Source organism: Bacillus timonensis (assembly GCF_000285535.1).
Taxonomy (GTDB): domain Bacteria; phylum Bacillota; class Bacilli; order Bacillales; family Bacillaceae_L; genus Ferdinandcohnia; species Ferdinandcohnia timonensis.
This window is the reverse complement of the sequence record NZ_HE610985.1, coordinates 1,281,488-1,293,843: the sequence shown is the minus strand read 5'-3', so window position 1 is coordinate 1,293,843 and position 12,356 is coordinate 1,281,488. Positions and strand designations below refer to the sequence as shown.

Sequence of the window (12,356 nt, the reverse complement as noted above, 5' to 3'; positions counted from 1 at the left end):
CGATAATAGAAAAGAAATTAGGAGGGAAAAACATGGAGTTGACGGTTTATTTAGCAGGGCAAATTCATGACAATTGGCGGGAGGAAATTAAGGAAAAAGCAAAATCGAAAAATCTTCCTTTAACCTTTGTGGGTCCACAAACAAACCATGATAAGTCTGATAATATTGGCGAGCAAATCTTAGGAGAACAACCTGGAAACCTGTATAAGGATGACGCAGCATCAGACATCAATAACTTCAGAACACAAGTATTAATGCAAAAGTCTGATGTAGTCATCGCTTTATTCGGTGAAAAATACAAACAATGGAATACGGCAATGGATGCAAGTGCAGCGATTACAATGAATAAGCCGACAATTATTGTAAGACCAACCTCATTGATTCATCCTTTAAAAGAATTATCCAATAAAGCGAATGTAACAGTTGAAACAGTTGATCAAGCGTTAGAAGTGTTACGCTATATTTATGAATAGAAAAATGCAGCGGGTTCTTTGTTCCGCTGCATTCTTTTCCCTAGCTGTAGTACCTAGCTCCTTGAGGTTTAATAAACTGGGCAAGAAAAGTCAAATAGCAGTTTTTTGCCAGACCATTAGCTTGTCGGGACTGAGCAAGGCATTTCAACTCTTCATTTTTAACGGTAATTAATAAATTGTACATCAATCGGTAAATCAGCACCTCGAATTGCATTGATAATTGATTGCAAATCATCTCTGCTTTTAGCCGTAACGCGAATTTGATCATCCTGAATCTGACTCTTTACTTTAAGTCCGCTGTTTTTAATAATCGTATTAATTTTTTTTGCATTTTCTTTGTCAATGCCTTGAATCAGTTTTGCACGTTGACGAACAGTTCCGCCAGATGCCTTTTCAATTTTACCGTAGTCAATATTTCGGGTTGCGACTCCACGCTTTATCATTTTGCTAATCAGAACATCCTTCAATTGATCAAGCTTATACTCATCGTCGGAAATTAAGACAAGTTCTTCCTTATCAAGTGTGACATCACTTTTGCTACCCTTGAAATCATAACGGTTTTGAATCTCTTTTTTTGCAATGCTAATTGCGTTTGTAACTTCAGGCAAATCCACCTTTGATACAATATCGAATGAACTATCCTTTGCCATTGCCAACCTCCAAAAAAAGTATATTTGCCTCGATTATAGTCAATATTAGCAATTTGGACAACTTTTTCCAAAACTATACTAGTAAATGATGGTCCTAAACGTCTATACTATGTAATGATATAGCAATTCCAGCTAAGTACTTATGAAAGAGGGCTTTAATAAATGAATGCATTAGAACCAGGAACGGTTGTTACTTTACGTGTAGATAGAGATGCACCTTTTGGCTACTTTTTAACAAACGGTGAAGAAGATGTTTTACTCCATTCAAATGAAATAATAGACGAGTTCGACCCTGATGGAGACGTAACCGTTTTTCTTTTTCAAGATCATCAAGGTAGACTTGCTGCTTCCATGAAGATACCGACCATTCAAATCGGTTCCTATGATTGGGCAACTGTAGTTGAAATCAAACATGAACTAGGAGCTTTTGTTGATATTGGTATCAGCAAAGATATACTTGTTTCCAAGGATGACTTACATGAAGTTTGGGATCTTTGGCCAGAACCAGGGGATAAACTGTATGTCACTCTTAGATTAGACAAAAACGGGAGACTCTTTGGAAAGTTAGCCACCGAAGATGTTATTCGTTCAATTTCAAAGCCAGCAACACGAAAAGATTTTAATAAAAATATCACAGGAACCGTATATCGATTATTAATGGTTGGTTCTTTTATGATTTCAGAAGAAGGTCTACTCGGCTTTATTCACGAAAGTCAAAGAACAAGGGAACCAAGAGTTGGAGAAAGGGTACAAGGTCGAATAATTGACGTGAAGGAAGATGGATCGGTTAATGTATCCTTGTTAGGCAGAAGCCACGAAACGATGGGAGAAGATGCTGATAAAATTTATCTGTATATGGAAAGTCGGGGTGGAGCAATGCCATTTTGGGACAAAAGCTCTCCTGATGATATTTCAGCAAGATTTGATATGAGTAAAGCTGCCTTTAAACGAGGACTTGGTAAGTTGATGAAAGAAGGAAAAGTATACCAAGAAGATGGCTGGACTTATTTTAAAAAAGAGTAGTAAAAAAACGCATCGGTTGTAAAAACCGATGCGTTTGATTTAATGATTCAGGCGCTTTTCTTATAGATGGTCTGTTTTCTTTGAATATTGATGTTTTCCAGCCTGACGATTTTTTTCTCTCATCATATTTTTTTCGTGACGTAAAGCATTATTGTCTTGAGCTTTTTTATCATTATCACTTGTTTTTGGCATTCATAAACACTCCCTTCAATCCATTCAAAATTAGGATATCCAGTCGTTTTTCAAACTATGTAAGATTAGCTGTTAGGCATTTCATTTAGAAAGAAAATGGCAATCGTTCCTGGTCCTGCATGTGAACCAATCGCAGCACCAATTACATTCGTATAAAACGATTTGCATCCAAATTTTTCTTCAAACAATTTTTGTAATTGAAGTACTTCATCTTCCACAGCACCGTGGCTAATACCGATTGTTTGGTTAGATAAGTCCTTGCCACGCTCTTCCATAAGCTCAATAATGCGTTTATACACTTTCTTTTTCCCACGAATTTTTTCGAGAGGTACTAGCTTTCCATCTTCAACATTTAATAATGGCTTGATGTTTAAAAGGCCTCCTACAAATGCAGATGCTTTACTAATTCTTCCCCCGCGTGCCAAATATTCAAGATCATCCACTGTAAATAGATGTTCCATATGAGAACTGTAAAATGTCGCAAGAGTTACAACTTCATCCTTTGAAGCTCCTTTGGCAGCAAGCTCTGCAGCTGCTTTTACGACAAGGCCTTGGCCAAGTGAAGCGCATTTTGTGTCAATGATTGTTAAATCGAGTTCAGGATATTCTTCTTTCACCTCTTCGCTCATCATCACTGCGGTTTGATAGGTTCCTGATAATTGAGATGAAAAGGCAATGTATACTGCAGATTCCTTTTCTTTTGCAATTTCAGTAAAAACCTCCTTAAAACGGTGGGGAGGAACTTGAGAAGTTTTTGGAGCACTCCCATTTCGCATTGTTTCAAATACTTTCACAGGCTCAATTGTTGCTATATCTTCATAATCTTGCCCATCTAGATGAACTCCTAAGGAGAATAAAGTTACATTATTTTCTTCAAAAAATTGAAGTGGTAGGTCACTACCGCTATCAGTAAGAATTCTAACGGTCAAAAGGCTCACCTTCTTTTTTTATAATCAAGTTTGGAAACAAACATGCCTAACGTAAGTGTAGCGAGTATTGGATAAAATTACAACAAGTGTGGGAAAATTTTGTATGACAACTAATTTGTTATGGGATTAATAGAATGCGTTTCAGGAGGATTATTTAATGGTAAATAAGGAAGTAAAAAAAATCATAATTGTGATGTTTGGGGCATTGTTAAATGCGGCTGCTTTAAATCTTTTTCTCATTCCAGCAGATGTTTATTCTTCAGGTTTTACTGGGGTGTCACAGCTATTGTTTAGAATCCTGGGTGATTACACGCCACTACATGTATCAACAGGTGTTATTTTATTGCTATTGAACATACCTGTTGCAATTTTAGGATGGAAAAAGGTAGGAAAGTCATTTACACTTTATAGTTTTATCTCTGTCACTCTTACAAGCTTATTCTTATCAATTATTCCTCTTGAGCATATTTCCGATGATATTTTACTGAATGCAGTATTTGGGGCTGTGATTCAAGCAATTGGTATTGGACTTACTTTAAAATGGGGAGCCTCAACAGGAGGACTAGACATCATAGCGCTTGTTTTATCAAGATCAAAAGATAAACCTATCGGGACCTATATTTTTACATTAAACGGACTTATTATCCTTACAGCAGGGTTCCTATTTGGCTGGGAAAAAGCCTTATATACACTTGTTGCTTTATATGTTTTGACGAAAGTGATTGATATGGTTCATACAAGTCATGTAAAAGTAACTGCGATGATTGTAACGAAGAGAGCAGACGAATTGAAAAAAGCAATCCACTCAAAGTTGGTAAGAGGAATTACAATGATACCAGCAAAAGGAGCATTTTCAAGCGACACAAAGGACATGCTGATGATTGTTTTAACACGTTATGAATTGTATGATTTAGAGCGGATTATTAAGGATGTCGATCCTCAAGCATTTACGAATATTGTACAAACAATCGGTGTTTATGGATTATTTCGTAAGGAGTAGTAACTTTTTAATAGGAGACTTCGACAAATAGAGTAAAGGGGTGACAATCATGAGAAAATTACTTCTAGTAGTCTTAGTATTTGTAATGAGTTTATTTATCATGTCAGGATGTGGAACTACAACTGAAGAGGCTCTTCCGGTTAATTCGGGGGGTGGTGAAAAAGTAGAAACAGAAACACCACCAGAACAAAACATTGAAGAACCTGGAGGTGATGAAAACGTGGTAGAAAAACTTCAAACAAATCTGTCAATAAAAACAGGGGAAAACGAAGCAATCTTTACCATTTCACTAAAAAACACAAGTGAAGATACTGTAAAAGTGACCATTCCATCAGGTCAAAAGTATGAAATTGTTGTGACAGATGCAAATGGAAAGGAAGTATACCGCTATTCTATCGATAAAATGTTTATTCAATCGATTGAGGAAATAGAACTAAAACCAGGTGAAGAAAAAGTGTGGGAAGAACCGTGGGAGTATACATCAAATGACGGATCCAGGCTTGCTGCAGGAGAATATAAAGCAATTGTATTTCTAACTGCTTCTGAAGTAAATGGACAACAGATTGAAAACAATGCATTGCAGGTCGAAGAAAGTTTTTCAATCCCTGAAGGAAATACGGCATTCCGAAATGTCCAAGTACTTGGTGAAAATGGAGAATATAAAGTAACTGGGGAAGTCCGAGTCTTTGAAGCAACCTTCTTTTATGCAGTGGAAGACGGGCATGACTATGTAATTCCTGAAACTGTTCAAATGGCATCAGAGGGTGCACCAGCATGGGCTCCATTTGAAATTAACATCACAATTCCAAAAGATAAAATTCCAACAAACGGAGCATTAATTCTTCACTTATATGAAAGAAGTGCTAAGGACGGCTCTATCACAAACCTTTATTACGCTAAACTTCAGCAATTTCAATAAAGATTTCTATAATGGGGAAGGGTCAGACGTAATGTCTGACCCCATTTTTTTGAATTAGACAAAGCTTATTGGAGTTGGTCTAATTCATTTTGTAATTCGCGGAGTTGATCTTTTTCGGCTGTTGTAGAGTTAGCATACGCAGAAGAAAGAGCATTTTTAGCAACCAAAATGGCATCCTGTAAGGATGAATCACTTTGACCCGTACTTGCTAATTTAGCAACTTCGACAGTCTCACGAGCCTTCTGGAATAAACGGTTTCCCATCTTATATTCCTCCAAGTGATGAATTTTCGACATTCGCATTTTTCTTTGCTTCTGCTTCAGCTAGAGTTGAACGGTAAGGAAAGCGCTGAGCATGTTGTTGAACAGCATCTGCACCTTGATGAACAAATCGTTTTGATTTATTACTACCCATCCGTAAATTCCCCCTTTAACAGCTTTAAAAGAAGCGCTATTTAGTTGCGCCAGTAATATTGTTTGAAGTTTCGATGTGGGATATATCAGGTAATTATTTCTGAAAAAAAAAGAACCGGTTTTCTCCAAACCGGTTCCTACCTATCTAATTTTAGAACTTCCTCTAAATAAAGGGCAATTCCATCTTCTTCATTCGTTAGTGTTACATGATTTGCAATATTTTTCAGATCATCAATCCCATTGCCCATTGCAATCCCATGCCCTGCAAATTCAATCATCTCCAAATCATTGTCTTCATCACCGAAGGCAATAATTCTGTCTTTAGGAATTCGATAATAGTTCGCAACTTTTTGAATCCCAACGGCTTTATTTAATCCTGATTTTACAATTTCAATCACATGCCAAGGCGCTGCCCATTTGCGGTGATCCACCACTTCCGCATGCATTTCTGAAAGGTATTTTCGGATTTCATCTGCAATCACTTCGTCAGGATGAATCAACAAAGATGTTGGATCGCGTTTTAAAATTTTTCGTAAATCTCCCGTTTCAATATTCGGTTTCCCCATACCAAATATATCTAACATTGATTCATCGTGATAATGAAAATACACATCATCAATTACTTCCGCTAAAATATTTTTTACACGAAATCCATCCGCAACTTCAACGATTTCTTTCACTGTTTTTAAATCAAGTGTATCATGATAAACGCCCCAATCTTGATCGAGTGGGTGATGTACAAAAGCTCCATTAAAGTTTACAATCGGCGTTGTAAGACCAAGTTCTTGATAGTACATTGAGCTAGAACGGAATGGTCTTCCAGTCGCAATCATCACTATATGACCAGCCTTTTTTGCTTCTTCTAATGTGTCTTTTGTTTTTTTGAAATAGTTTTATCATCTTTTAGTAAAGTACCGTCTAGGTCAAGTGCAATTAAGTGTTGTTTAGTCATAACAATCTCCTTACGTACCAATTATCTCTTCCTTTAACTAAAACAGATATTAAAAAAATCGTCAATTGAAAAGCTAAACTTTTTAGATAAACTGGTAATTAGTGATAAACTAGGATGGTCAAAGTTATCAAAAAAGGAGCACATACAAAGATGGTTATTGTTGAAAAAACGAAATATGCCCAAATCCCAGCATTACATATTGTACAAAATCAAATAAAGGATGAAGCATTACCAGTTATCTTTTTTATTCATGGGTTTGGTAGTGCAAAAGAACATAACTTACACTATGCATATCTTTATGCAGAAGAAGGATTTCGCGTTGTATTACCTGAAGCAGACTATCATGGTGAAAGAGATAAAGGTCTTGAAGAACTAGAAGTGGATTTTATGTTCTGGGACATTGTTGTCAATGAAATCAAAGAACTTCAAATCATAAAGGACGAGCTGAACAAACAGGGGCAGATTGATGAGACTAGAATCGGTGTGGCAGGAACTTCAATGGGAGGAATCGTTACACTTGGTGCACTAACCCAATATCCTTGGATTAAGACAGCTGTCAGTTTAATGGGAAGCCCATACTATGAAGAATTCTGTCGTGGGCAAATTGAGGAACTAAAGCGACATGATATCGAACTTCCTTTCACAGAAGGCGAATTAGAAGAAAAATATGCAGAATTACGGACATATGATTTAAGTCTACAACCAGAAAAGTTAAATGGAAGACCAGTGTTTTTCTGGCACGGTGAAAAAGACAAAATGGTACCTTTCAACTACACGTATGAATTTTTCCAAGAAATTAAACCTCTTTATAAAGGCAACGAGAAGAATCTATCTTTCCTTGCAGATACACGTGCGGATCATAAAGTAACTAGAGAGGGTCTCCTTGCATCTGTCGATTGGTTTAAAAAACATCTATAAAAAAAAGAACGTGTCACTATCGACACGTTCTTCTTTTATCTAATTCCTAATGCAATTTTTGCGTAACGGCTCATCATATCTTTATTCCAAGGTGGATTCCAAACGATATTTACATCCACATCTTTTACTTCAGGTAATTCAGTTAGTACGCGTTTTACATCCATTGCTATAGTGCCAGCGAGGGGGCAGCCCATTGATGTTAATGTCATCGTAATTTGAGCAACACCTGCATCATTCATATCAACATCATAAACAAGGCCAAGGTTAACTATATCAATTCCTATCTCAGGGTCAACTACCTGTTCAAGTGCACCCATCATATTTTCCTTCAAAGCTTCATCCATTTAATAACTCTCCTTTCGAGAAAAACTTAACTTATATAAAGTATAACGAAACTTCCCAAGAATGTGAAATCTAACCTCTCAGTTGCTTCAGTGCGGCTTCAGACATGCGCTCTGGAGACCAGGCAGGATGCCACACCATTAGGACCTCGACATCATTAACCTCCTCAAGATAAGCGACTGAATGTTTTACGCCACTTGAAATACTATCATGGAGTGGGCAACCAGGTGTTGTTAGCGTCATTTCGATATACACATTATTATTTTCTTTAATATCGATTTCATAGATAAGTCCTAAATCGACAACATTTATATTTAATTCAGGATCAATCACTTGTTTTAACTGATCAAGAATTTTCTCTTTTAAGTCCATCAATTTTCTCCCCTTTATTTAAAAAGTACCTTTAAAATGCCATAGCTGAAAAATAAAGTTGAAGCAACAACAAAGCTTTGACCTATAGTAAAGAGTAGCAATTGGCTAGTAGCGATGGCTAAGACAATAATAAGACATCCAATTGTAAAACCTGAAAAAATAGGAATTGCTATTTTTTCATCAATCATTTGTTTTAATGTTGGTACATCACTTTTACCAATCAGCTTACTATACTTGTGTGTCCACCAAAGAAAAGGGATAATTTTATATAAATAGCCTAGAATGCTGCTTACAATCCACAAAAAGATATAAAGATAAATGAGGATCCCATAAATTCCGTAGTACGCTGGAAAAAATGCTACAACCATTCCGAGAAAGTGAATCACTAAGCCAAAAGCAATCGCGATTAATGAAAAAATAAAGGGCTTATCAAGCTTTTTCTTTAATCTTACCTTAATGATAGTAAAAATATGGTAAGAAAATAGGGCGAAGCCTGCAAACAGCAAGCTCATACCTGCTAGTAAAAATATGTTATTCTCGACAATAAAACTATAAATTGTAACAAGTAGACCAATTCCATATACAATATAGACCCATCTTGCCAGCTTCATCGAAAAGCCGTGTGCTAAAGAAAACATAGGGACCATTTTATAGGAAAAGCCAAAAATTAAAAATGTAAACCATCCAGCCAAACCAAGTAAAATATGGCTTTTTAATATGGCAAGATGATTTAAATTTGCTACACCAACTCCAAGATTGACTATCAATAAAATTCCTAATGTTATTGTGAGTAACATGCAAATGAGCGCACTGCCAACGAGTACGGTTAAAATATTTTTCTTTGCCTGCTTTCTCATCGTCATTACCATTTGTACAAGAAACAGCAGTATGCCAACAACAGCAAGTGAACCCGTAAAAATTGAAATGGTGGGAGAGAAGGAAAGGGTGATTCCAAATCCTCCAATACCAATAGCTGTTATCCAAAATTGAACAAAACCAAACTTTTCACTCCAAATAGGGGTTAAAAAGGCAACTGGCACAAGCTGGTACATTGCCCCCATCGCAACCATTAATGCCCAACCAAGGATTAAGAAGTGGGCAGACGATAAAAGAGGAGAGGTCCGAAAAATTCCATTAATCACCATATGTCCATTGAACAGCAGGATAACTTGAGATATTATTACGGCAACAACACTAAAGATAATAAATGAGAGCGGTAGTCTGATATTTGTTTCACTTGATAATTGAGGCAACATTTTCAAGCAGCTCCTTACTTCGTAATCTCAATTTGAAAGCCGCCATCAGGATGTGGTGCTGTTATATGTTTGTAACCAAGTTCATCAAGCTGTTCATATAAAAACATTGGTCGTCGATCATTTATAATGGTCAAAGTTTCACCTTTTGATAATTTTTCGAGAGCTTTTAATGTCCTCATCATCGGTGTAGGAGGCTCAAGACCTCGATTATCTAATTGCATTATTTGACACCTCTTTTGGTAAAAGTAACCTTCCAATGCCTATTATCAATTTGTTCTACTTCGTTTGAAAAGCCTTTTGCTTTCAAAATTGGAAATAAAGGTGTTGGCTTAAAAGGTGCGTGTAAGATAAAGGTATCTCCATCCTGTAAAGGTTTAACTGCTTCCATAATTTTTTGAAAGGGCTCAATTTTATTCTTTAAGTCTTCCCTTACATCAACCTCGACAACTTTTGATTCTAATTGACTCATATTTGATATCCCCCTGATATACGATTTTAATTTAATGATAATCATTTTCATTGAGAAATGATGTGACTTGAATCACAAACACAAGAAAATTAAGTGAAATCAAAGACTAAGAACGTCAATTCCTGCAATCCTAAAAAATCTCATCATGCAGCTTCATGTGATCTAACAGATAATACCCATCTGGTGTGAGGTCTACAATCTGCTTCTTTTTTAATACTGAAATCGTCCGACTAACAGATTCACGTGTTGTTCCTATCATGTTGGCAAGTTCGCGATTTGTAAATTGAGTTGTAAGCTTAAAGCGACTCCCTATTTTTTCGCCATTGCTTCTACATAGACGAAGCAAGAGCATAATGATTTGTTCTTGAGTATTTAGTAGGATTTGTTCCTCCAATCGCTTTTGTAGATCGATAATTTTTTCGCCTAGCACTTTAAAAATTTTGATGCAAAGCTCAGGATTTTTTATTAGAATTTCTTCAAATCGATCAATAGGGGTGAAAATAATATTCGAATCCTCAATTACTTCAGCATGGGCTGGATATCCCCCTTTTCGAAAAAATCCGGCATGTGGAAACATTTCCCCTGCTTCGAGTACAGAAACAATCTGTTCTTTCCCATGCATATCAGACTTATAGATTTTTACTTTTCCGGATTGAATGAAAAAAACACGATCAAGTGGATCATCTTGCATAAAAATAAACATTTTTTGCTTATATAAACGTGATTGCGAAATTTCAACAATTGGATCAAGTTCTTCCGGTGTTGTTTCTCGAAACAAAGGAACTCCTTTTAATTGTTCACGAATGGATGGTAATCCCATCTATCTCACTCCTTGTTCATAGTAACTTTTGGCAGCTACCATAAGTGTAGCAATCTTACTTTTTAAAACTGTGATTTATATCATAGGTGGCTAGTTCCAACCATTAAAGTTCAAAAAATAGACACAAAGAAAGCTAGGAGATTTTCTCCTAGCCTTCTTTCTGTTCTTCAGCACAATCAAAGCAGAGTATTCCTTTTTTATCATCTAACACAACGCCATTAATAAATCCATCTAAACAATAAATTTCTTTCTCACATTCCTTACATGTGCCCACAAGTTCTTTCATCTTTTCACCCCGATATTTCTTTTAGACTCCACAATCATGAAGTTTGACAAGATGTTTAAGTGGGATTACTTCTTGTACCCTATTATCGCATAATTCTTTAGGCATATGATAAAAAACATACGTACATCGTGATAAGTTTCACTACATTATCTGAAAAGACTCGATACAATGGACCCATAAAACAAAAGGAGGAATTTTAAATGGTATTTACAGCGAAAGTAAATGCACCAGATTACGCACCAAAGGATAAGCACCCAACAATTTTTAGAACATTTGATAGTTTACAGCCAGGTGAAATCATGGAGCTAACAAATGACCATGATCCAAGACCACTCCAATATCAATTCATGATGGAACGCGGTGAAGAATTCACTTGGGAATACCTTGAACAAGGTCCAGAAATATGGCGAGTTGCAATCGGTAAAAAATAATATCTATCCTAAATTCTTTTATCTCTCATAGTGTAGGCAAAGTCTTATTGGCTTTGCCTACACTTTTTAATAAAAAAGATTCAGTTGGAGGGAGGTAACAATCATGCTACTATGGAGAAAAAGCAAAAGGATGTTTCATAATGAATAAACAAAAAATCATTGGTATACTTTTGGCTGGTGGAGAATCGAGGAGATTTGGAAGTCATAAAGCATTTGCCAAACTTCATCACAAATACTTTTATGAATATGCAATCGATGCATTGAAAGAGAATGTAGACCAACTTTTTATTGTGAGTCATCCGGCATTGGAAGCCCAACTTCGAAAACAAACATCCGTCCCTGTTGTCCAAGACCTAGCTGAAATTCAAGGGAATGGACCATTAGCTGGTATATTTACTGTTATGGAAAAAAAAGCTTCAGACTGGTATATAGTTTTACCGTGTGACACACCTTTTGTGACTGATGGGCTGGTAAAACAACTTATTTCATATACGAATGATCAAAGCATTGATGCAGTTGTTCCCATCATCAATGACAGACAGCAGCCATTAATTGCTGCTTACCATTATCGAATTGCCAATCGAATTGAGCAGTTACTTAAAAAGAAAAAATTAAAGATGAGTCACTTATTAGATACGTGTAATGTAAAATTCATAACAAATCATGATTTACAACTTCAAGGCATGGAGTTTGAGAATATCAATAACCAAACAGAATACGAAAAAATATCACAAAAACCAATTTGAGGCCCACACGTTGTGGGTCACAAAGACGTTCCCATAGATTGTGGCGTTCTTAGTCTTTGTTCCTTAAAACAATCGATTGGCTTTTTTAAAATACAAGCTGTTGCACTCATAATTTTCTGAAAAGTAAGATAAAATAGTAATACCAGATACATTTGAGGAGGGAAG

General features: G+C 36.1%; 19 protein-coding genes and 1 pseudogene. 7 read left to right on the top strand and 13 right to left on the bottom strand.

What is annotated here, in order from left to right; all coding sequences use genetic code 11:
• The first annotated feature begins 32 nt into the window (after positions 1–32).
• Entirely contained in the window at positions 33–473 is a 441-nt protein-coding gene (locus BTHG_RS06770; protein WP_010283426.1) for a YtoQ family protein, read from the top strand.
• 158 nt (positions 474–631) lie between these two features.
• Here the strand turns inward: BTHG_RS06770 and BTHG_RS06765 are convergent, their stop codons facing one another.
• Positions 632–1,123, bottom strand: a complete 492-nt coding sequence (locus BTHG_RS06765; protein WP_010283425.1) for a YajQ family cyclic di-GMP-binding protein — start codon at positions 1,121–1,123, stop codon at positions 632–634.
• Between the two features lie 162 nt (positions 1,124–1,285).
• On the opposite strand from BTHG_RS06765, the gene BTHG_RS06760 reads away from it, so the two are divergent.
• Positions 1,286–2,146, top strand: coding sequence for a CvfB family protein (locus BTHG_RS06760; RefSeq protein WP_010283424.1), 861 nt, complete (start codon positions 1,286–1,288; stop codon positions 2,144–2,146).
• Between the two features lie 60 nt (positions 2,147–2,206).
• Here the strand turns inward: BTHG_RS06760 and BTHG_RS26155 are convergent, their stop codons facing one another.
• Positions 2,207–2,338: a DUF3941 domain-containing protein gene (locus BTHG_RS26155; protein ID WP_010283423.1), complete on the bottom strand. Its 132-nt coding sequence runs from the start codon at positions 2,336–2,338 to the stop codon at positions 2,207–2,209.
• A gap of 65 nt (positions 2,339–2,403) precedes the next feature.
• Positions 2,404–3,267: a DegV family protein gene (locus tag BTHG_RS06750; RefSeq protein WP_010283422.1), complete on the bottom strand. Its 864-nt coding sequence runs from the start codon at positions 3,265–3,267 to the stop codon at positions 2,404–2,406.
• 157 nt (positions 3,268–3,424) lie between these two features.
• Here BTHG_RS06750 and BTHG_RS06745 point away from each other — a divergent pair, with 157 nt between their 5' ends.
• Complete coding sequence (locus BTHG_RS06745) at positions 3,425–4,267, top strand: YitT family protein (protein ID WP_010283421.1); 843 nt, start codon at positions 3,425–3,427, stop codon at positions 4,265–4,267.
• 49 nt (positions 4,268–4,316) lie between these two features.
• Positions 4,317–5,186: a BsuPI-related putative proteinase inhibitor gene (locus BTHG_RS24415; protein ID WP_010283420.1), complete on the top strand. Its 870-nt coding sequence runs from the start codon at positions 4,317–4,319 to the stop codon at positions 5,184–5,186.
• Positions 5,187–5,251: 65 nt separating this feature from the next.
• Here BTHG_RS24415 and BTHG_RS06730 read toward each other — a convergent pair whose 3' ends face one another.
• From BTHG_RS06730 to BTHG_RS24410, 3 genes and pseudogenes are all read right to left on the bottom strand, one after another.
• Complete coding sequence (locus tag BTHG_RS06730) at positions 5,252–5,449, bottom strand: DUF3813 domain-containing protein (protein ID WP_010283419.1); 198 nt, start codon at positions 5,447–5,449, stop codon at positions 5,252–5,254.
• Position 5,450: 1 nt separating this feature from the next.
• Positions 5,451–5,600: a hypothetical protein gene (locus BTHG_RS06725; RefSeq protein ID WP_010283418.1), complete on the bottom strand. Its 150-nt coding sequence runs from the start codon at positions 5,598–5,600 to the stop codon at positions 5,451–5,453.
• Positions 5,601–5,736: 136 nt separating this feature from the next.
• Positions 5,737–6,551, bottom strand: a pseudogene (locus tag BTHG_RS24410) (Cof-type HAD-IIB family hydrolase).
• A 150-nt stretch (positions 6,552–6,701) separates the two neighbouring features.
• On the opposite strand from BTHG_RS24410, the gene yjfP reads away from it, so the two are divergent.
• Positions 6,702–7,469, top strand: a complete 768-nt coding sequence (yjfP, locus tag BTHG_RS06715; protein WP_010283415.1) for an esterase — start codon at positions 6,702–6,704, stop codon at positions 7,467–7,469.
• A gap of 35 nt (positions 7,470–7,504) precedes the next feature.
• Here the strand turns inward: yjfP and BTHG_RS06710 are convergent, their stop codons facing one another.
• The 7 genes from BTHG_RS06710 to BTHG_RS27020 all read right to left on the bottom strand — a co-directional run bounded on the left by BTHG_RS06710 (position 7,505) and on the right by BTHG_RS27020 (position 11,014).
• On the bottom strand, positions 7,505–7,813 hold the full coding sequence (locus BTHG_RS06710; RefSeq protein WP_010283414.1) for a metal-sulfur cluster assembly factor: 309 nt from the start codon (positions 7,811–7,813) through the stop codon (positions 7,505–7,507).
• A 70-nt stretch (positions 7,814–7,883) separates the two neighbouring features.
• Positions 7,884–8,183 (bottom strand): metal-sulfur cluster assembly factor, encoded by a 300-nt coding sequence (locus BTHG_RS06705; RefSeq protein WP_010283413.1) that lies wholly within the window; start codon positions 8,181–8,183, stop codon positions 7,884–7,886.
• Between the two features lie 14 nt (positions 8,184–8,197).
• Positions 8,198–9,439 carry a hypothetical protein gene (locus tag BTHG_RS06700; RefSeq protein ID WP_010283412.1) on the bottom strand — a complete coding sequence of 414 codons (1,242 nt, stop codon included), beginning with the start codon at positions 9,437–9,439 and terminating at the stop codon, positions 8,198–8,200.
• A 14-nt stretch (positions 9,440–9,453) separates the two neighbouring features.
• Positions 9,454–9,660, bottom strand: a complete 207-nt coding sequence (locus tag BTHG_RS06695) for a DUF2249 domain-containing protein (protein WP_010283411.1) — start codon at positions 9,658–9,660, stop codon at positions 9,454–9,456.
• Complete coding sequence (locus tag BTHG_RS06690) at positions 9,660–9,908, bottom strand: DUF2249 domain-containing protein (RefSeq protein ID WP_010283410.1); 249 nt, start codon at positions 9,906–9,908, stop codon at positions 9,660–9,662. The genes BTHG_RS06695 and BTHG_RS06690 overlap by 1 nt, the downstream gene beginning before the upstream one ends.
• 130 nt (positions 9,909–10,038) lie before the next feature.
• Complete coding sequence (locus BTHG_RS06685; RefSeq protein ID WP_010283409.1) at positions 10,039–10,728, bottom strand: Crp/Fnr family transcriptional regulator; 690 nt, start codon at positions 10,726–10,728, stop codon at positions 10,039–10,041.
• A gap of 148 nt (positions 10,729–10,876) precedes the next feature.
• Positions 10,877–11,014: a hypothetical protein gene (locus BTHG_RS27020; protein WP_010283408.1), complete on the bottom strand. Its 138-nt coding sequence runs from the start codon at positions 11,012–11,014 to the stop codon at positions 10,877–10,879.
• A 200-nt stretch (positions 11,015–11,214) separates the two neighbouring features.
• Here BTHG_RS27020 and BTHG_RS06675 point away from each other — a divergent pair, with 200 nt between their 5' ends.
• Both BTHG_RS06675 and BTHG_RS06670 read left to right on the top strand, forming a co-directional pair.
• The gene (locus BTHG_RS06675) at positions 11,215–11,445 is read left to right on the top strand and encodes a DUF2249 domain-containing protein (RefSeq protein WP_010283407.1); all 231 of its coding nucleotides are present in this window, start codon (positions 11,215–11,217) and stop codon (positions 11,443–11,445) included.
• 140 nt (positions 11,446–11,585) lie between these two features.
• On the top strand, positions 11,586–12,191 hold the full coding sequence (locus BTHG_RS06670; RefSeq protein WP_010283406.1) for a molybdenum cofactor guanylyltransferase: 606 nt from the start codon (positions 11,586–11,588) through the stop codon (positions 12,189–12,191).
• The last annotated feature ends 165 nt before the right edge of the window (positions 12,192–12,356 follow it).

Bases quoted from the DNA above. Each gene is read 5' to 3' on its own strand.
- BTHG_RS06770 (WP_010283426.1), top strand. From the start codon at position 33: ATGGAGTTGACGGTTTATTTAGCAGGGCAAATTCATGACAATTGGCGG.
- BTHG_RS06765 (WP_010283425.1), bottom strand. From the start codon at position 1,123: ATGGCAAAGGATAGTTCATTCGATATTGTATCAAAGGTGGATTTGCCT.
- BTHG_RS06760 (WP_010283424.1), top strand. From the start codon at position 1,286: ATGAATGCATTAGAACCAGGAACGGTTGTTACTTTACGTGTAGATAGA.
- BTHG_RS26155 (WP_010283423.1), bottom strand. From the start codon at position 2,338: ATGCCAAAAACAAGTGATAATGATAAAAAAGCTCAAGACAATAATGCT.
- BTHG_RS06745 (WP_010283421.1), top strand. From the start codon at position 3,425: ATGGTAAATAAGGAAGTAAAAAAAATCATAATTGTGATGTTTGGGGCA.
- BTHG_RS24415 (WP_010283420.1), top strand. From the start codon at position 4,317: ATGAGAAAATTACTTCTAGTAGTCTTAGTATTTGTAATGAGTTTATTT.
- BTHG_RS06730 (WP_010283419.1), bottom strand. From the start codon at position 5,449: ATGGGAAACCGTTTATTCCAGAAGGCTCGTGAGACTGTCGAAGTTGCT.
- BTHG_RS06725 (WP_010283418.1), bottom strand. From the start codon at position 5,600: ATGGGTAGTAATAAATCAAAACGATTTGTTCATCAAGGTGCAGATGCT.
- yjfP (WP_010283415.1), top strand. From the start codon at position 6,702: ATGGTTATTGTTGAAAAAACGAAATATGCCCAAATCCCAGCATTACAT.
- BTHG_RS06710 (WP_010283414.1), bottom strand. From the start codon at position 7,813: ATGGATGAAGCTTTGAAGGAAAATATGATGGGTGCACTTGAACAGGTA.
- BTHG_RS06705 (WP_010283413.1), bottom strand. From the start codon at position 8,183: ATGGACTTAAAAGAGAAAATTCTTGATCAGTTAAAACAAGTGATTGAT.
- BTHG_RS06700 (WP_010283412.1), bottom strand. From the start codon at position 9,439: ATGTTGCCTCAATTATCAAGTGAAACAAATATCAGACTACCGCTCTCA.
- BTHG_RS06695 (WP_010283411.1), bottom strand. From the start codon at position 9,660: ATGCAATTAGATAATCGAGGTCTTGAGCCTCCTACACCGATGATGAGG.
- BTHG_RS06690 (WP_010283410.1), bottom strand. From the start codon at position 9,908: ATGAGTCAATTAGAATCAAAAGTTGTCGAGGTTGATGTAAGGGAAGAC.
- BTHG_RS06685 (WP_010283409.1), bottom strand. From the start codon at position 10,728: ATGGGATTACCATCCATTCGTGAACAATTAAAAGGAGTTCCTTTGTTT.
- BTHG_RS27020 (WP_010283408.1), bottom strand. From the start codon at position 11,014: ATGAAAGAACTTGTGGGCACATGTAAGGAATGTGAGAAAGAAATTTAT.
- BTHG_RS06675 (WP_010283407.1), top strand. From the start codon at position 11,215: ATGGTATTTACAGCGAAAGTAAATGCACCAGATTACGCACCAAAGGAT.
- BTHG_RS06670 (WP_010283406.1), top strand. From the start codon at position 11,586: ATGAATAAACAAAAAATCATTGGTATACTTTTGGCTGGTGGAGAATCG.